Source organism: Fulvivirga sp. M361 (assembly GCF_007097395.1).
Classification (GTDB): domain Bacteria; phylum Bacteroidota; class Bacteroidia; order Cytophagales; family Cyclobacteriaceae; genus Fulvivirga.
The window spans coordinates 1-649 of the sequence record NZ_VKDC01000119.1 but is presented as its reverse complement, the minus strand read 5'-3'; the positions used below and the strand labels follow the sequence as shown (position 1 = coordinate 649).

The window sequence follows — 649 nt, the reverse complement described above, 5'->3', positions numbered from 1 at the left end:
CACCCGTACCGTCCGGGGTAATGTCTGCCGTGTAGGTATTGCCATCGACCGCCACAAAATTCGAGGCACTGCCATTTCCAACACTGATATCGGCCAACGAAAAGCCTGTCACATCTTCACTGAATTCAATGGTCACATTATAGCTCGCCGTGCTGTTGACTAATGCAGGCTCTCCCTGGATATCCACTGTCGGAGCGGTGTTATCAAACAGTGTTACCGCCTGGGTGGCGGCCATGTTGTCATTGCCAGCGCCATCCTGCGCTGCCGCCGTGGCTACGTCAATCGTGATGTCACCCGTACCGTCCGGGGTAATGTCTGCCGTGTAGGTATTGCCATCGACCGCCACAAAATTCGAGGCACTGCCATTTCCAACACTGATATCGGCCAACGAAAAGCCTGTCACATCTTCGCTGAATTCAATGGTCACATTATAGCTCGCTGTGCTGTTGACTAATGCAGGCTCTCCCTGGATATCCACTGTCGGAGCGGTGTTATCAAACAGCGTTACCGCCTGAGTGGCGGCCATGTTGTCATTGCCAGCGCCATCCTGCGCTGCCGCTGTGGCTACGTCAATCGTGATGTCACCCGTACCGTCCGGGGTAATGTCTGCCGTGTAGGTATTGCCATCGACCGCCACAAAATTCGAGGC

At 54.5% G+C, this 649-nt stretch carries 1 protein-coding gene; it reads right to left on the bottom strand.

What is annotated here, in order from left to right:
* A partial coding sequence (locus FNH22_RS31825) for an Ig-like domain-containing protein (RefSeq protein WP_255518218.1) occupies positions 1 to 649 on the bottom strand: 649 nt, incomplete at both ends.